Raw genomic sequence first — 16594 nt, 5'->3', positions numbered from 1 at the left:
TGAGATATTTTTAAAAATATGTTTTCTAAATATATCGAAGCTACATTACAAAATGTAATGATAATTGCTTACATAATAGATTTTATAGAGAAAAGTTCTTGCTTAAAAAAAATACCTTTCACTTACACTAAAAAACTTGTTTTTTTTAAATGGCGTTAATTTTATTTGTTTCAGTTTCATTCTTTACAAAGATTTAATTAGTGTAATATATAAGTTGGCAAAATGTTATATTTATATGAACTAAAGCTAATTTAAATCAAACAAAAAAGAGTATGTAGGACATTTGAAGTAGAAAAAAATTTAGATTAATTTACATTTACAGGTATCATTTAATAATATTTTATTAAATGATACCTGTTTTGCTGTTGCCAATAGCTCTTGAGAGAGGTATGAATATCAAATAAACCTTTTCCTCTAGCAGTTACATGATTTTTTCTGTTCTAGAATAGAACAGTTCAGTATTCATAAATCAATTGGAACAATTATCTAAATATATTTCTCAATTAAACAAATTAGCATTAATTTGTTTAGCAAAATTTTACTTTTTTCAAGAAATCATAATTTAAATAATTAAAATTATGATTTCTTAGTTCTCATTTAAATGATTACCTTTGTAAAAGGTGCGATTTTTTTTAACCAATAAATGTAATGAAAACGTTAAAACGACAATTAGCAAAAAAATTACTTGACATCAAAGCAATAAAATTTCGATTTACTAATCCTTTTACATGGGCATCTGGTTGGAAATCTCCTATCTACTGTGACAATAGAAAGACCCTTTCTCATCCTTTTATTCGCAATTTTATTAAACTAGAATTGGCACGAATTATTTTTGAAAAATATGAAAATGCAAATATAATCGCTGGGATAGCTACAGGAGCCATTGCTCAAGGAGCAATGGTTGCAGAAGAATTAAATCTCCCTTTCATTTATATTCGTTCAATTCCAAAAAACTATGGGCTGGAAAATATTATTGAAGGTGACTTGAACCCAAAAGCCAAAGTTGTAATAATTGAAGACTTAGTTTCCACAGGAGGGAGTGCTCTTCGAGCTATTGAGGCTGTACGTAACGCAGGATGTCAGGTAATGGGAATGATAGCTACTTTTACTTATGGATTTACCATAGCTGAAGAAAAATTTAAAAATATTAAAGTTAAATTAATTACACTTTGTAATTACAATACTATTTTGGAAGAAGCGTTAAAAATGAATTATATTAAGACATCTGAAATTGAAATTCTCCAAGAATGGAGAAAAAATCCATCCAAATGGGGAATCAATCATAATAGTTTATGACTAAACGACAAGCACATAGAAATATCTTTTTGTAGTCAGTCACGAATATGTAAAAAAGAGTCAAATGCGATTAATCTCGATAAAATTCCTGACAATGGAATTCAGGATTTTGCTTTTGAATCAAGTTTTTTCTATGAATCATATTTTGGAGGAAAGTTTCTGTTACCGAACATATTCCTCTAAAAATCACTAAATCTTCTTCTAAGTCAGTTCAGTATAAAAGCCTATATGTAGATTTATCTGGATCAAAAAACAAAAAAAACAAACAATATTATTAATATTTACCCTACACAATGAAATTGTGGCAAAGAAGTACTAGAGTTAATAAAGAAGTAGAAAATTTTACGATTGGTAATGATCGTAAAATAGATTTATATTTAGCAAAATCAGATATTTTAGGTTCTATAGCTCATATTACTATGTTAGAAAACGTAGGATTATTGACTGATAAAGAACTCGAACAATTACTCACTGAACTCAAAAATATCTACCAATTAGCTAATCATGGGCAATTTTCAATTGAAAAAGGAGTAGAAGATATTCATTCTCAAATAGAATTAATGCTCACTAGAAAATTGGGAGATATAGGGAAAAAAATTCATAGTGGGCGTTCTCGAAACGATCAAATATTATTAGATTTAAAACTATTTACACGAGATGCCATTCAAATTTTAACGAAGGAGATTTCTGAATTAGTAGATTTTTTAATTATTCAAAGTGATAAATATAAAAATATCCTGCTCCCAGGATACACTCACTTACAAATAGCAATGCCTTCATCTTTTGGTCTTTGGTTTGGATCTTATGCCGAAAGTTTAGTAGATGATTTATTATTGTTACAAGCTGCTTATAAAATATGTAATCGTAATCCTCTAGGATCGGCAGCTGGGTATGGTTCTTCTTTCCCTTTGAAAAGACAACTTACTACAGATTTATTAGGTTTTGATTCTATGAATTACAATGTGGTATATGCTCAAATGGGAAGGGGAAAAATGGAACGAACAGTAAGTTTTGCTCTAACAGGAATTGCAGCAACTCTTTCTAAATTAGCCTTTGATATGTGTTTATATAATAGTCAAAATTTTGGATTTATTGAACTTCCAAATGAGTTTACTACTGGTTCGAGTATTATGCCCCACAAAAAAAATCCAGATGTATTCGAATTGGTACGAGCAAAATGTAATTGGATACAAAGTATCCCTCAACAGATAACTTTAATTATTAATAATCTCCCTTCAGGGTATTTTCGTGATATGCAAGTCACTAAAGAAATATTTTTACCTTCTTTTGATGAATTGTTGGAATGTATTCGTATGATTTCTCAAGTAATACAAAAAATAAATGTTAACACTTCTATTTTAGAAGACGATAAATATTCTTTTCTATTTAGTGTAGAAAAAGTCAATGACTTAGTCTTGGAAGGAGTACCTTTTCGCGATGCATATAAGCAGGTAGGAACGGAAATTGAGAATAACAATTTTATTCCAAATAAAAAAATAAACCATACACATGAAGGAAGTATTAATAATCTTTGCAATGACAAAATTTCCACAATGAAAAAAATAATTATAGGCGAATTTAATTTTGAAAAAGTTAATAAAGCAATACAAAATTTGCTAAAATAAATAGTTAAGAACTACTATGATTAGTAGCATAAAGGTAAAAGTTCAGAAATAATTTCTCAAAGTTTAAATAACTTTGTAAGTTCTATAAATTCCTCTACCGATAATTGTTCAGGGCGCTTATTAAAAAGTGAGTAAGTGAATCCGTTATTCCATTTTCCAAACAAAGGCCTTAACGAATTTCTTAATGTTTTACGTCGTTTATTAAAAGCCATTTTAACAATGACTTTAAATAAAGATTCATCACAACCTAAATTTTTTCTCTTATTACGAACCATACGAACAACAGCAGATTCAACTTTTGGAGGAGGATAAAAACAATCAGGGGAAACTGTAAAAAGATATTCTATATCATACCAAGCACTTAACAAGACAGTAATAATTCCATAAGTTTTCTTCCCTGGTAAAGAAACTAAACGCTCTGCAACTTCTTTCTGTAACATTCCAGAACAAAAAGGAATTTTATCTTTATGTTCCAATATTTTAAAAAATATTGGAATGGAAATATTGTAAGGATAATTGCCAATTATATAAAAACATCCAGGGAATAAATCATCTAAATTCAATTTGAGAAAATTTGCTTCAATAATTCGGAGATCTAACTGCGAATAATGTTTTTTTAAATAATCTACATATCTTTTATCTATTTCTACAACTACCAAATCTCTTTTACATAACAAAAGAAATTGAGTAAGAATACCCATTCCTGCCCCAATTTCCAATACTGGAAGTTTAGGATAAAAAGAAATAGTTTCAGCAATACGTTTAGCAATCAACAAATTATTTAAAAAATGTTGTCCTAAAGATTTTTTAGGGCGAATCCTACAAATATTTGACATAATAATTAATAAAAATTAAAACAAAGATAAGTTTTCATAATAACTTTGAATTCCTATTCAAAAAAAAAATGATCTATGCGCATATATGAAAATTATTCATTACTAAAACACAATACTTTTCATTTGAACATTAAAACTCGTTGGTTTATAGAATATGAATCAGAGGAAGATTTACAAAAATTACAAAAAGACAAATATTTTTGTTCTCAATCAAGTTATCATATTGGACAAGGCAGTAATATATTATTTTTAAAAAATTTTGAAGGTATAATTATGCATTCCAGAATCAAAGGAATTGAAATAATCGAAGAAGACAAGGAACACATTTACCTTAAAGTAGGAGCTTCAGAAAATTGGGATTCTTTCGTATCTTATTGTGTTGAAAAAGGTTGGGGGGGAATTGAGAATCTTTCTTTAATTCCTGGTGAAGTAGGATCAAGTGCTTTTCAAAACATTGGTGCCTACGGGGTAGAAGCTTCTAATGTTATAGAAAAAGTATATACTTATTCCATCGAAACAAAATCAAAACAAATATTTTCGCACAGAGAGTGTAACTATTCTTATCGTAATAGTTTTTTCAAAAAATCAAGAGGGATGTTTTACATTACACACGTGGTATATCGGCTTTCTAAAAAGCCGCAATTCAAATTAGATTATGATAACATAAAATTTTTAAAAAAACAAAATAATAGTTTATCTACCATACGAAAAGCTATTATTTCTATTCGTCAATTATATCTTCCTAACCCAGAAGTTTTTGGAAATGCCGGTAGCTTTTTTATAAATCCATACATTTGTATTACTCATTATAAAAGAATAAAAAAACAATACACAGATATTCCTTGTTACCCTATTAATAAAAAAATAGTAAAAATTCCAGCAGCTTGGCTTATTGAACAATGCGGATATAAAGGAAAAAAATTAGGAGGTGCGGCTACTTACGAAAAACAGCCTTTAGTCATTGTTAATCTCGGAGATGCTACTAGTAAAGACATTGCACAATTGGCAGAAAAAATTCAAACCATAGTAAAAAATACTTTCGGAATAGAACTTCAATTAGAAGTAACTTACTTATAACCCTAACACATCACATATAATTGCTTGCCGAGCGAAAATACCATTTTTAGCTTGTTTGAAATAGTATGCTTTAGGACTAGCATCTACATCTGGAGTAATCTCGCTTACACGAGGTAAAGGATGTAATATTCGAAGATTATCTTTACTATCAGCAAGCATATCATTAGAAAGAACATATACATTTTTCACCTTTTCATATTCCATAAAATCAGTAAAGCGTTCACGCTGCACACGAGTCATATATAATATGTCAGATTGGTTGATTATGTCTACCGAAAAATCTGAATGTTCAAAATATTGAATACCATTTTTATTCATAAATTGCTTATAAATAACGGGTAGCTCCAATTCTTCAGGAGCAATAAAATGAAAAGTAGGATTAAAATAAGACATACCATTAAGAAGAGAATGAACAGTTCTACCATATTTCAAATCTCCTACTATTGTAACAGTCAAATTACAAAGCGTTCTTTGTGTTTTATATATAGAATAAATATCTAATAAAGTTTGTGAAGGATGTTGATTCGATCCATCACCAGCATTAACAATAGGTACATTTGTTATTTCAGAAGCATAACGAGCTGCTCCATCCAAATAATGCCTTATAATAATAACATCAACATAGTTGCTTATTATTTTTATCGTATCTTTTAAAGTCTCACCTTTAGAACTGCTTGTGGTAGCAGCGTTAGAAAATCCAATAACTCGACCATCTAAACGATTAATAGCTGTTTCAAAACTCAAACGGGTACGCGTAGATGGCTCAAAAAAAAGTGCAGCACAAACTTTATCTTTTAGTAAACGCTGATCTAGATTTTGTTCAAAATATTCTGTTCGTTCAATCAAATGTAAAATATCTTGCTTGGAACTATCTGTAATAGACACAAAACTCTTTTTTCTCATAAAGAAATAAAACCGTTTTTACAAAAAAACTTAAAAGAACTAAAATCTGTTTTTTTTAACCAAACTCTTTCTTTTAATTTTTCTTTCATTCATAATATCTTTTCAATCATAACTATTCAATTAGATTTATACCCTATTCAAATAATCTATCTTTCCAGAGATAGGCGTTTTACAATAAACGAAATACTCAAAAGAAACTATAACTACAATATTTAAATACTTTTAGTAATAGTTTTTTTTATTTATTACGATTTTTAGTACCCCCCTATTCTAGAGGTGAAAATACTCAACTTTTGTCAAACATAAAAATCCTACACTCAATTCTTATCTCAAGAAAAAATCAAAACAAATAACAGTTTTTCACTTCTTTCAAAAAGTATTTATAATATTTGAATTTATTATTTACCGTATGATATGTCCACTGTTTTTCTCTCTATTTTTACTTCAAATGTTTTTAAATCGTTAGTGGGAAATTTTTTAATGAACTTTTAACATGGCCTTTGATTTCCATTCTTTTTCAAAATCATAGTAAAAATTTATTAAAATGTGATGAACTGATTATTGCTGCTCCCACTATATTCTTATGATTTTTTCGTTGATTGTATTGCCTCATACGATTTAGTGTGATAATTCGTTGATATAAAAAAATCTTCTATAAATCATGGAAATTAAAATCAAATTTAAAATGAATAGTTTAAACTATTTTGTAAACTTTTATAGAAAACTGATATAATTATTATTGCTATTTTTTTTGCTTTTTTAAATAGGATACCATCTATATGATATAATAGGGTGAGAGTGACATTAAATTTATAGCTCTTCTTTAATAGGAAGAGAACTCTTTCTCATTAAATATTCTCGTTTGTAAAAGTTAATAAAAATTACCTATTACATATTCTTAAAAGTTATATAAATATTTATACAACTTTTCACTATTCCTCTTATCTTTATGAGTGAAGAAGTTTCAAAAATACGATCAGAAAAACATAAATTTCTTGTATTACCAACGAATAAAAGAGTTAATTTAGAAACACTTTTTTAGATAGTGTTTGTATATGGAAAATAGTATTAATTAACTGCATAACTTTTAAAAATTTTCTTTGAAATAACATGTAACGAAAATAATGAAAATGACTATTTCAAATGATTGATATAAAACCAGAATTAAGATTCTAAAATGATAGAAAATTGTAAATGCACAATAGACAAATTAAACTCCAAGCTTTTTCTCATTTATTAGATATATTAGATGAGTTACGAGTAAAATGTCCTTGGGATAGAGAACAAACTAACGAAAGTCTTCGTACATATACAATAGAAGAAACTTATGAACTTTCTAATGCTCTTATTCAAAATGATATTTTAGAAATAAAAAAAGAACTTGGTGATGTACTTTTTCAGATTATCTTTTACTCAAAAATTGCAGAAGAAAAACGGCAATTTGACATTGCTGATGTTTGTCAATCAATTTGCGATAAATTAATTTTTCGACATCCTCATGTTTTTGGAAATGTGGAGGACATGGATAATGTTTCACAAGTATCCAAAAATTGGGAACAACTTAAACTCAACGAAAAAGGAACTCAACATACAATACTTGGAGGTGTTCCTACTTCTTTGCCTTCTTTAGTAAAGGCTTGTCGTATTCAAGGTAAGGCTAGTAGTGCTGGATTTAATTGGAATAGAAAAAAGGATATTTTGGAAAAAATTCAGGAGAATTTCTCTGAACTAAAAAAGGAAATACTTCGAATGGATAAAGATAGGATGGAAAATGAATTTGGTAATTTATTTTTCATCCTTGTTAAGGCTGCTCAACTTTACAAAATCAATCCAGACAATGCTCTAGAACGTATTAATCAAAAATTCATTTCTCGTTTTAATTATATAGAACAAAAAGTTTATGAACAAAATAAAACTTTAAAAGATATGATCTTTTATGAAATGGAGACACTATGGAAAGAAGCAAAAAAAAAATATAAATAGATTTTTGATATTTTCTTATTATTGATTTCTTACAGTGATACCTTCTTTCCAGAGGTAATTTTTCAATTCTTTTATACTAATTTCTCCGAAATGAAAGATACTTGCGGCAAGGGTAGCGTCAGCTTTTCCTAAAAAAAAAGCATCACGAAAATGCTCTCGTTTTCCAGCTCCACCAGAAGCAATAATCGGAATATGTAGTGAATTTGAAAGGATAGAAAGAGCTTCGTTCGCATAACCATTTTTTACTCCGTCATGTGTCATACTAGTGAATAGTATTTCTCCAGCACCACAATTTTCCACTTCATTAGCCCATTCAAATAAATGCTGATTTGTTTGGATACGCCCACCATTTAAGTAACAAAGCCATTGTCCGTCAGATTCAAGTTTAGCGTCAATGGCAACTACACATACTTGACTTCCAAAGTTTTTTGCAATATTTTCAATTAAAGATGGCTTATGTAAAGCAGCAGAATTTATCGCTATTTTATCTGCACCAGCGTTAAGTAGTATATCCACATCTTTCATTTCACTAATACCACCACCCACAGTAAAGGGGATATTAATATTTGCTGCTACTTTTTTTACTAATTCGGTAAGAGTTTTACGTCTTTCGTATGACGCAGTAATATCCAAATAAACTAATTCGTCAGCACCCTGCTTACTATATTGTTTTCCTAATTCGGCAGCATCACCAGCATCACGAAAATTAATAAAATTAACTCCTTTAACAGTTTTTCCATCTTTTACATCAAGACAAGGAATGATTCTTTTAGCAAGCATATTTTTCTAATTCTTTCAAGTGTATTTTATCTTCGTAAATAGCTTTTCCAATGATTACCCCAGATAATCCAGCTTCTTGTAGCATATCTATATCATGAATGCAACTTACTCCTCCACTAGCTATTAAATATATATTTGTATCTTTCTGTTTAATTATCTTATACAGCTCTATGCTCGTACCTTTTAACATTCCGTCTTTGCTTATATCCGTACAGATAACTTTTGTAATACCACATTCACGCCATTTTTTTATAAATGGAATTATCTCTTCATTAGTTTTTTCTGTCCAACCATTTACTGCAATTTTGTTGTTTTTACAATCAGCTCCTAACAAAATGTGTTCTCCACCAAAATTATTAATCCAATTTTGAAAAATTTTTGGATTTTTTACAGCAATACTCCCTCCTGTAACCATTTTTGCTCCATTATTAAAGGCAATTTTTAAATCAGAATCAGATTTCAATCCTCCACCAAAATCAATGATAAGAGATGTATGAGAAGCTATTTTTTCAAGTATTTTATAATTGATTATACAATTAGCTTTTGCACCATCCAAATCTACCAAATGAAGACGACGAATTCCATAGTTTTCAATTTTTTTTGCCATTTCCAATGGATCCTTATTATAATTTTTTTTTTGTCCATAATCACCTTGAGACAAACGAACAACCTTACCTTCGATAATATCAATAGCAAGAATAATTTCTATCATAATCCTATACAATTAAAGTAAAAAGCAAGTAAAAGATTTTTCATAAAGAAAGAAAATTATTTAATATTTTTTCGCCAATTTTTCCACTCTTTTCAGGATGGAACTGAGTTGCATAAAAGTTATTCTTTTGTAAAGAAGCACTAAAGGATTCTACGTATTGTGTTGTAGCAATTGTATACTCATTCGTAGGAACATAATAACTATGTATAAAATAAACAAATGATTCTTCTTTAATTCCTTTGTATAGATGTTTTTTAAGGGATGTAAGTGTATTCCAACCCATATGTGGAATTTTATATTCATGATTTTTTGACTGAATTTTTAGTACCGGAGTATCGAAAATTCCCAAACAATTTACATTTCCTTCTTCAGAAAAACGACACATCAGTTGCATACCAATACAAATACCTAAAACGGGTTGCTTTAATTCTTTTATTAATTCGTCTAGACGATATTTTTTTAAGTATTGCATAGTTTTAACTGCTTCTCCCTGGCCAGGAAAAATTATCTTATCAGCCTTTTGCAATAATTCTTTCTCGTCAGTAATTATCGGGTTGATCCCTAAACGTTTAAGTGCATAATGAACTGAATAAATATTACCTGCATTGTATTTTATAATTGCAACATTCATAATTGTAAAAAGTTTAACAAAATTCTTTACGGAAAATTGTTATTTGGCAAATGCTACGGATCTAGTTTCTCGGATTACCGTAATTTTTACTTGTCCTGGATAAATTATCTCACTTTGTATTTTACGAGCTATTTCATTAGATAATTTTTCAGTTTCAACATCATTAATTTTATCTGCTCCTACAATAACTCGTAGTTCTCTACCGGCTTGAATAGCATACGTTTTGATTACACCAGGGTAAGAAAGAGCTAATTGCTCCAAATCGTTTAACCTCTTAATATAAGATTCTATAATTTCTTTTCTTGCTCCTGGTCTTGCACCAGAAATTGCATCACAAACTTGAACAATAGGAGCTAACAAGGTCTCCATTTCCATTTCATCATGATGAGCACCAATAGCATTACATATATCAGATTTTTCTTTATGTTTTTCAGCGAGTTTCATACCTAATATGGCGTGTGGTGATTCAGGTTCGTTATCTGGAACTTTACCGATATCGTGTAGTAGCCCTGCTCGTTTAGCTCTCTTAGGATTTAATCCTAATTCCGAAGCCATAACTGCACATAAATTAGCTGTTTCACGAGAATGCTGCAATAAATTTTGTCCGTAAGAAGAGCGGTATTTCATACGACCTATCATGCGAATCAATTCAGGATGTAATCCATGAATACCTAAATCAATAGTTGTACGTTTCCCTATTTCTATAATTTCATCTTCCACTTGCTTACGCATTTTTTCTACTGTTTCTTCTATGCGTGCTGGATGTATGCGTCCATCTTGAACTAAATAATGCAACGCTAAGCGAGCAACTTCTCTTCTCACTGGGTCGAATCCAGAAAGAACGATTGCTTCAGGGGTATCATCTACAATAATTTCTACGCCAGTAGCTGCTTCTAATGTACGTATATTTCGTCCCTCACGGCCAATAATTCGTCCTTTTATTTCATCAGAATCAATTTGAAAAATGGTAACTGAATTTTCAATAGCAGTCTCCGTTGCTATTCTTTGTATAGAGTGAACAACAATTTTTTTAGCCTCTTTATTTGCTGTCATTTTTGCTTCCGCCATTACTTCATTAATATAAGCATCTGCAGATGTTCTTGCTTCTTCTTTTAAAGATTGAATCAAATATTTTTTACCTTCTTCTGCAGATAATCCAGAAAGAGATTCTAATCGTTCTATTTCCATTTTATGAATTTTATCCATTTCTTTCTTTTTCTTTTCTATAATTTTTAATTGATTAATTAAGTTTTCACGAACAACTTCCAATTCATTATTCTTTTTGTAAAACTCTTCCTGTTTTTGTCTAAGAATTGATTCTCTTTGTTTTAAATCAACCTCATACGATTGGAGTTTTGTATTACGTTCGTTTACTTGACGCTCTATATCAGCTTTCATAGAAAGAAATTTACTTTCCTGTTTTAAAATTTCAATTTTTTTAGCTGATTCCAATTCTTTTTTTGTTTCTTCAAGCATTTTTTTACTTTTTATTTCATATATCGAACTGATTTTCAGCCATGCAATATACCCTAGTATTGCAAGAAATAACATTATTATAAGTACTATTGTTGTTGTCATAAATTTTTGTCTATTATAATTATTAATAATTGAGTTTTCAATTAAATAAAAAGGCACCAATTCTTTTCTTAAGTATAAATTAAACTTCAAAAAGATGATTGGTACAAAAAACATTAAAATAAACAACTATTCAGAATTTTTTATGTATTCCTCTAGTTCTCTATTAAGTTGCTCAATTATACTAAAAATTGGTGATTTATCCTGTTGGTTCTCTTTGTTAAAAACTTCTAAAGCAAAGTGAAAACTTACTAATACAAGTAAATCAGTTTTTTCTAGAGAAGGATAACAAGAACTATAAGCCAAAAACTTTTCGGTAAGATTCGCTGCTGCCTTTCTTATATTTTCTTCTTCTGAACGTTTACACGTATATGGATAATATTTATCGAGTAACTTTAATTGTATTTTAAAAAAATCTTTACTCACAATATTGTTCTATTTGTTTAATAATGCAATGCATCTATCAACTTCTCTTAAAAGTTTTGTTAATTTATTTTTAGTAATCTTAAAAGCATCTTGCTTTACTGAAATAATTCGTGCTAATTTAAGATTGCTATATTTATCTTTCAATATTTTATTTTCTTGTTCTAATTTTTTACATATCCCTCGTAACATTTCTTTCTGAATTTTTAGATCATTGTACAAAAACAGTAAGCGACGTACACGACCTTCAAGAACAGACAGCAACTTACTCTCTTCTTCCGTCATAACGAGAAATAAAATAAAGATAAGAAATGAATAATAATATTTCAATAAAGAAAATGTAAAATACCTAACACATTTTACAAAATCCCCTTTGTGCTTGGCAACTCGTAATTAAAAATATCACGATGGATAGCCATTTTGATAGCACGAGCAAACGATTTAAATATTCCTTCTATTTTATGATGTTCATTTAGTCCTTTTGCTTTGATGGTCAAATTTATTTTAGCAGTATCACTTAAAGATTTAAAAAAATGAGGAAACATTTCTGTTGGCATATCTCCTATTTTTTCCCTATTAAAATCCACTTCCCAAACTAACCAAGAACGACCTCCAAAATCTACAGAAACTAAGCATAAACAATCATCCATTGGTAAACAAAAACCATATCTTTCTATTCCTCGTTTATCAGTTAAGGCTTGTGATAAAGCACTCCCTAATGCGATTCCTGTGTCTTCTATTATGTGATGTTCATCTATATTTAAGTCTCCTTTTACTTTCACAACTAAGTCTATACCAGAATGTTTACCGATTTGTTCCAATAAATGGTCAAAAAAACCAATTCCGGTAAAAATATCAACTTTACCTTTTCCATCTATATTTATTTCTATGTAAATATCTGTCTCTTTAGTCATTCGTTGAATAACAGCTTTTCTTTCTCCAGCAAATAAAAATTCACTTATTTTATCCCAATGAACTGTTATTAAAGAAGTGTTCATAATTGGATTTGTTTCATGACTCAATAAAATAGACTTACATCCTAAGTTTTTAGCTAATTCTACGTCTACTAAACGATCACCGATAACATATGAACCATTCAAATCATAGCTATCGGAAAAGTATTGAGTGAGCATTGCTGTACCAGGTTTGCGAGTAGGCAAATTATCTTCTGGAAAGGATTTATCAATAAAAATATTATCAAAAAAAATTTCTTCGTTTTGAAAAATATTCAACATTTTCTTTTGAACTATATCAAAATTATTCTGTGGATAAACCGATGTTCCTAACCCATCTTGATTAGTAACCATTACTAATTCAAAACTTAAATATTTACGAATAAAATACAGGTTGCGAATTACACCTGGTAGAAATTCCAACTCTTCCAAATTGTTTATTTGGAAAGTTATAGGTGGCTCTACAATTAATGTCCCATCTCTATCAATAAACAAAACTTTTTTTTTCATTTTATATTTTTTAATGCTTCAATCAATTTCTTATTCTCTTTCTCAGTACCTATTGTTATTCGTAAACAATTACTACATAGTGAAATAGAGTCTCGATTACGAACAATAATACCTTTTTTTACTAAATTGTTATAAGCAGTAGTAGCATTTTTTACTCTTATTAAAAGAAAATTAGCATCGGAATGATAAACTTTTTCAACTATGTTATTTAATGATCGCAACTCCTTAGTGAGTATTTGTCTCTGGGTTAAAATTATTTTTACCCATTCGTTTTTTTTATTTTCTTCATTCAAACGTTCGTTAATGAAATTTTGAGTAAAAAAATTAATGTTATAAGGATACTTCACTTTATTAAAAAAGTTGATAATTTCTTCTGAAGCAAAAGTCAATCCACAACGGACAGAAGCCATTCCCCAAGCTTTTGAAAAAGTTTGCAAAACAATCAAATTTGAATGCTTATCTAAATTAGATAACCAAGAAACATGGTTAGAAAAATCAATATATGCTTCATCTATAACCACAATTCCTTGAAAAATAGAAATAATTTTCATTATTTCTATTTCGTTTAACAAATTTCCAGTTGGATTATTTGGAGAACAAAGAAATATCACTTTTGTGTGTTTATTAGTCGCACTTAAAAGTTTTTCAGCACTTAACTGAAAATTTTCATCTAATAAAACTTTTTTATATTCTACATGATTAATATCTGCAGCAACTTGATACATTCCATAAGTAGGTTCAATAGTGACTGCATTATCTTGTTTGGGTTCGCAAAAAATACGAAATACCAAATCTATAGATTCATCACTACCATTACCTATCATAATTCGACAAGGATGTATTTTTTTTAGTTTTGCTATCTTTTCCTTGAGCGAATACTGTAAAGGATCCGGATAACGGTTGTAAGGTTGATTATAAGGATTTTCATTAGCATCTAGATAAACAGAAGCTTCACCTTTAAATTCATCTCTAGCACAAGAATAAGGGTTAAGATTTAAAATGTTCTTTCTAACCAAATATTCTAATTCCATAGTTTAATTATTACAAAAAGTGTATTCGTCTATCATGTCAAATACTAATATTTGACATGATAGACGAATGATTAAATATTATTAGCTAGTTTTCTAAGAGTAATTGCATTTTTATGTGCTTGCAGTTGTTCGCTTTCTGCCATAATTTCTATTGTAGAAGCTAATTGTTTTATTCCCTCTTTAGTTATTTCTTGAAAAGTTATCTTTTTTATAAAGCTATCAAGATTAACCCCACTATAGGATCTGGCATAACTGTTAGTTGGAAGAGTATGATTAGTACCAGAAGCATAATCTCCTGCACTTTCCGGAGTATAATGTCCCAAAAATACAGAACCAGCATTGACAATTTTCTCTGCTAATTCTTTATAATTTTTAGTTTCAATAATTAAATGTTCAGGAGCGTATTGATTAGTTAGTTCCATAATTTCTTGTTGATTTTGAAGAATAATAATTTTACTGTTTGACAATACTTTTTGAATTATCATTTTTCGAGGGAGTACTTGTAATTGTTTAGTAAGTTCCGAAAGAACTTGTTTCACAAGTTTCTCAGAGAGAGTTAGCAAAATGACTTGACTGTCTACACCGTGCTCTGCTTGTGATAATAAATCAGAAGCGACAAAAGCAGGGTTAGCTGTTTCATCTGCAATGATCTCTACTTCAGAAGGTCCTGCAGGCATATCAATAGCAACTCCTTCAATAGAAACTAATTGTTTGGCAGCTGTTACATACTGGTTCCCTGGTCCAAATATTTTATAAACTTGAGGAACAGACTTTGTCCCATAAGCCATAGCACCAATTGCTTGGATACCTCCTATTTTAAATATTCTATCTACTTTTGCTTCTTTTGCTGCAAAAATAATCGCAGGATGAATATTTCCTTCGGAATTAGGAGGAGTGCAAAGAACAATTTCTTTACAACCGGCTATTTTTGCCGGAATAGCCAACATCAAAACGGTAGAAAAAAGCGGAGCTGTTCCTCCAGGAATATATAAACCTACTTTCTCAATAGGAGAAGCTTTTTGCCAACAAACTATACCCGTAGATATTTCTACTTTTGGAAAAAGATTTTTTTGAGCAGAGTGAAATTTTTCTATATTTTTTTTTGAAACAAGAATAGCTTGTCTAAGTTGATTGGAAACTAAATGATCAGCAATATTTTTTTCTTCCAACGAAACTTCCAATCTGTCAAGGTGTACATTATCAAATTCTAACTCATGTTCTTTTATTGCTATATCTCCTCGTTGTTTTATATCCTTTAGAATATTTTGTACAACTTTAAATAACCGAGTGTTATCAATTAAAGGACGATGAATAATTTCATTCCATTGTTTTTTATGAGGAAGTCTTAATATTTGCATAAAAATTATAAAATCATTTTTTCAATTGGAATAACGAGTATTCCTTCTGCACCCGCATTTTTTAATTTAGCAATAATTTCCCAAAATTGGTTTTCATTAATCACAGAATGAACAGAACTCCAACCTTCTTGGAGCAAAGGAAGAACAGTTGGGCTTTTCATACCAGGAAGAATTCGAAATATTTTTTGTAAACTGTCATTCGGAATATTTAAAAGAATGTATTTTTTATCATTAGCTGTTTTAACAGCATCTATACGAAAGATTAGTTCTTGAAGTATTTTATTCTTTTCTTTATTTAAATTTTTGTTACTAATTAATATTGCTTCAGAACGCATCACTATTTCTACTTCTTTTAAGTGATTACTAATCAATGTACTTCCAGAACTAACAACATCAAATATTGCATCAGATAATCCTATCCCTGGTGAAATTTCTACAGAACCATTTATAAAATGAATATCTGCTTCAATAGCATTTTTTTTTAAAAAATTAGACAAAATTCTTGGGTAAGAGGTTGCTATTTTCTTTTTGGAAAACCAATGCAATCCGGTATACTCTTCCTCTTTTGGGATAGCCAATGAAAGCCTACAATGACTAAATCCTAACTGTTTTGTTACAATTGCTTCTTGCTTTTTTTCTTGAAATTCATTTTCACCAACAATTCCTACATCGGCTACTCCATTAGCAACTGCCTGAGGAATATCATCATCTCTGAGAAAAAGAATTTCTGCAGGGAATGTGTTGGATTGTATCAATAAAGTCCTTTTTGCTGCTGGAAGTCTAACTCCAACTTCATCAAGTAAAACAGTTGTCTTTTCGTGTAGACGACCTTTTGTTTGAATTGCAATTCGTAACATAATTTTATTTTTGATATATTTTGGGAGTTTATTATTTCTTGAAG

At 29.4% G+C, this 16594-nt stretch carries 16 protein-coding genes; 4 read left to right on the top strand and 12 right to left on the bottom strand.

Annotated elements, in window-relative coordinates:
* The first annotated feature begins 648 nt into the window (after window positions 1-648).
* Entirely contained in the window at window positions 649-1296 is a 648-nt protein-coding gene (gene pyrE, locus ACZ5QM_RS03470; protein WP_464182673.1) for an orotate phosphoribosyltransferase, read from the top strand.
* A gap of 293 nt (window positions 1297-1589) precedes the next feature.
* On the top strand, window positions 1590-2921 hold the full coding sequence (gene argH, locus ACZ5QM_RS03465) for an argininosuccinate lyase (protein WP_464182672.1): 1332 nt from the start codon (window positions 1590-1592) through the stop codon (window positions 2919-2921).
* Window positions 2922-2977: 56 nt separating this feature from the next.
* Here the strand turns inward: argH and rsmA are convergent, their stop codons facing one another.
* The gene (rsmA, locus tag ACZ5QM_RS03460; RefSeq protein ID WP_464182671.1) at window positions 2978-3757 is read right to left on the bottom strand and encodes a 16S rRNA (adenine(1518)-N(6)/adenine(1519)-N(6))-dimethyltransferase RsmA; all 780 of its coding nucleotides are present in this window, start codon (window positions 3755-3757) and stop codon (window positions 2978-2980) included.
* A gap of 75 nt (window positions 3758-3832) precedes the next feature.
* On the opposite strand from rsmA, the gene murB reads away from it, so the two are divergent.
* Entirely contained in the window at window positions 3833-4834 is a 1002-nt protein-coding gene (gene murB / locus ACZ5QM_RS03455) for a UDP-N-acetylmuramate dehydrogenase (RefSeq protein WP_464182670.1), read from the top strand.
* On the opposite strand, the gene pyrB is transcribed toward murB, so the two are convergent.
* Window positions 4829-5737 (bottom strand): aspartate carbamoyltransferase, encoded by a 909-nt coding sequence (gene pyrB / locus ACZ5QM_RS03450; protein WP_464182669.1) that lies wholly within the window; start codon window positions 5735-5737, stop codon window positions 4829-4831. The genes murB and pyrB overlap by 6 nt on opposite strands.
* Window positions 5738-6931: 1194 nt before the next feature.
* On the opposite strand from pyrB, the gene mazG reads away from it, so the two are divergent.
* The gene (gene mazG / locus ACZ5QM_RS03445) at window positions 6932-7720 is read left to right on the top strand and encodes a nucleoside triphosphate pyrophosphohydrolase (protein WP_464182668.1); all 789 of its coding nucleotides are present in this window, start codon (window positions 6932-6934) and stop codon (window positions 7718-7720) included.
* Window positions 7721-7738: 18 nt separating this feature from the next.
* Here mazG and hisF read toward each other — a convergent pair whose 3' ends face one another.
* The 10 genes from hisF to hisG all read right to left on the bottom strand — a co-directional run bounded on the left by hisF (window position 7739) and on the right by hisG (window position 16550).
* A complete protein-coding gene (hisF, locus tag ACZ5QM_RS03440) occupies window positions 7739-8500 on the bottom strand; it encodes an imidazole glycerol phosphate synthase subunit HisF (RefSeq protein WP_464182667.1) in 762 nt (253 codons plus the stop codon).
* Window positions 8490-9212, bottom strand: coding sequence for a 1-(5-phosphoribosyl)-5-[(5-phosphoribosylamino)methylideneamino]imidazole-4-carboxamide isomerase (hisA, locus tag ACZ5QM_RS03435; RefSeq protein ID WP_464182666.1), 723 nt, complete (start codon window positions 9210-9212; stop codon window positions 8490-8492). Before hisA ends, hisF begins: the two co-directional genes overlap by 11 nt.
* Before the next feature lie 40 nt (window positions 9213-9252).
* The gene (gene hisH, locus ACZ5QM_RS03430; RefSeq protein WP_464182665.1) at window positions 9253-9843 is read right to left on the bottom strand and encodes an imidazole glycerol phosphate synthase subunit HisH; all 591 of its coding nucleotides are present in this window, start codon (window positions 9841-9843) and stop codon (window positions 9253-9255) included.
* Window positions 9844-9882: 39 nt separating this feature from the next.
* Window positions 9883-11421 (bottom strand): ribonuclease Y, encoded by a 1539-nt coding sequence (gene rny, locus ACZ5QM_RS03425; RefSeq protein ID WP_464182663.1) that lies wholly within the window; start codon window positions 11419-11421, stop codon window positions 9883-9885.
* Window positions 11422-11547: 126 nt separating this feature from the next.
* Window positions 11548-11844 carry a cell division protein ZapA gene (locus ACZ5QM_RS03420; protein WP_464182662.1) on the bottom strand — a complete coding sequence of 99 codons (297 nt, stop codon included), beginning with the start codon at window positions 11842-11844 and terminating at the stop codon, window positions 11548-11550.
* 9 nt (window positions 11845-11853) lie between these two features.
* Window positions 11854-12126, bottom strand: coding sequence for a hypothetical protein (locus tag ACZ5QM_RS03415; RefSeq protein WP_464203005.1), 273 nt, complete (start codon window positions 12124-12126; stop codon window positions 11854-11856).
* A gap of 74 nt (window positions 12127-12200) precedes the next feature.
* On the bottom strand, window positions 12201-13304 hold the full coding sequence (gene hisB, locus ACZ5QM_RS03410; RefSeq protein ID WP_464182660.1) for a bifunctional histidinol-phosphatase/imidazoleglycerol-phosphate dehydratase HisB: 1104 nt from the start codon (window positions 13302-13304) through the stop codon (window positions 12201-12203).
* The gene (hisC, locus tag ACZ5QM_RS03405; RefSeq protein WP_464182659.1) at window positions 13301-14335 is read right to left on the bottom strand and encodes a histidinol-phosphate transaminase; all 1035 of its coding nucleotides are present in this window, start codon (window positions 14333-14335) and stop codon (window positions 13301-13303) included. The genes hisB and hisC overlap by 4 nt, the downstream gene beginning before the upstream one ends.
* Window positions 14336-14406: 71 nt before the next feature.
* On the bottom strand, window positions 14407-15693 hold the full coding sequence (gene hisD / locus ACZ5QM_RS03400; RefSeq protein ID WP_464182658.1) for a histidinol dehydrogenase: 1287 nt from the start codon (window positions 15691-15693) through the stop codon (window positions 14407-14409).
* A gap of 5 nt (window positions 15694-15698) precedes the next feature.
* Entirely contained in the window at window positions 15699-16550 is an 852-nt protein-coding gene (hisG, locus tag ACZ5QM_RS03395) for an ATP phosphoribosyltransferase (protein WP_464203004.1), read from the bottom strand.
* Window positions 16551-16594: the final 44 nt, after the last annotated feature.

The organism is Azobacteroides sp. (SeqCode) (assembly GCF_055395615.1).
Note: the sequence above shows the minus strand (reverse complement) of the source record. Positions and strands in the feature narration are given on the sequence as shown.

Coding starts and splice junctions, on each gene's coding strand:
- pyrE (WP_464182673.1), top strand. CDS start 649: ATGAAAACGTTAAAACGACAATTAGCAAAAAAATTACTTGACATCAAA.
- argH (WP_464182672.1), top strand. CDS start 1,590: ATGAAATTGTGGCAAAGAAGTACTAGAGTTAATAAAGAAGTAGAAAAT.
- rsmA (WP_464182671.1), bottom strand. CDS start 3,757: ATGTCAAATATTTGTAGGATTCGCCCTAAAAAATCTTTAGGACAACAT.
- murB (WP_464182670.1), top strand. CDS start 3,833: ATGCGCATATATGAAAATTATTCATTACTAAAACACAATACTTTTCAT.
- pyrB (WP_464182669.1), bottom strand. CDS start 5,737: ATGAGAAAAAAGAGTTTTGTGTCTATTACAGATAGTTCCAAGCAAGAT.
- mazG (WP_464182668.1), top strand. CDS start 6,932: ATGCACAATAGACAAATTAAACTCCAAGCTTTTTCTCATTTATTAGAT.
- hisF (WP_464182667.1), bottom strand. CDS start 8,500: ATGCTTGCTAAAAGAATCATTCCTTGTCTTGATGTAAAAGATGGAAAA.
- hisA (WP_464182666.1), bottom strand. CDS start 9,212: ATGATAGAAATTATTCTTGCTATTGATATTATCGAAGGTAAGGTTGTT.
- hisH (WP_464182665.1), bottom strand. CDS start 9,843: ATGAATGTTGCAATTATAAAATACAATGCAGGTAATATTTATTCAGTT.
- rny (WP_464182663.1), bottom strand. CDS start 11,421: ATGACAACAACAATAGTACTTATAATAATGTTATTTCTTGCAATACTA.
- ACZ5QM_RS03415 (WP_464203005.1), bottom strand. CDS start 12,126: ATGACGGAAGAAGAGAGTAAGTTGCTGTCTGTTCTTGAAGGTCGTGTA.
- hisB (WP_464182660.1), bottom strand. CDS start 13,304: ATGAAAAAAAAAGTTTTGTTTATTGATAGAGATGGGACATTAATTGTA.
- hisC (WP_464182659.1), bottom strand. CDS start 14,335: ATGGAATTAGAATATTTGGTTAGAAAGAACATTTTAAATCTTAACCCT.
- hisD (WP_464182658.1), bottom strand. CDS start 15,693: ATGCAAATATTAAGACTTCCTCATAAAAAACAATGGAATGAAATTATT.
- hisG (WP_464203004.1), bottom strand. CDS start 16,550: ATGTTACGAATTGCAATTCAAACAAAAGGTCGTCTACACGAAAAGACA.